Below are 474 nucleotides of genomic sequence, written 5' to 3'. Positions count from 1 at the left end.
CCCCCCAACCATCCTGCATCGATCTCTCGCTGTATTCACCTCTTTGGCTAGAGTTCCAATCGCTTTGACTGTTTGCGCTGTTGTGTGTTGCTGCGTGCTTTTAAATCTTGTTGTCGTCCCGTTGCCATCGGCATCTGTTGTTGTCACCGTAATTGGGTAACTTCCCACTTTGCTTGGTGTACCACTAATTGTATTAGTATCTGGATTAAACGTTACACCTGCTGGTAAGCCACTTACTTTATTTGTTACGGCTTGACCACTGTTATCTGTCACATCTATTTTGATTGAATCTATCGCAGTATTGACTTCTTTAGTTTGATTTCCAATCGCTTTGACTGTTGGCGCTGTTGTATCTTGAACCGTGATTGTAAAGCTTGTTGTTGTTTCGTTGCCGTCGGCATCTGTTGTTGTCACTGTAATTGGATAGCTTCCAACTTTTGATGGTGTTCCACTAATTGTGTTTGTATTCTGATT

The 474-nt window shown here is 42.4% G+C and carries 1 protein-coding gene; it reads right to left on the bottom strand.

The window, feature by feature from the left end:
* Positions 1-474 (bottom strand): putative Ig domain-containing protein (locus tag F1592_RS13310; RefSeq protein WP_149814202.1); only part of this gene is annotated, 474 nt, incomplete at both ends.

The sequence above is a fragment of the Staphylococcus sp. GDX7P312P genome (assembly GCF_008385775.1).
Taxonomy (GTDB): domain Bacteria; phylum Bacillota; class Bacilli; order Staphylococcales; family Staphylococcaceae; genus Staphylococcus; species Staphylococcus haemolyticus.
Note: the sequence above shows the minus strand (reverse complement) of the source record. Positions and strands in the feature narration are given on the sequence as shown.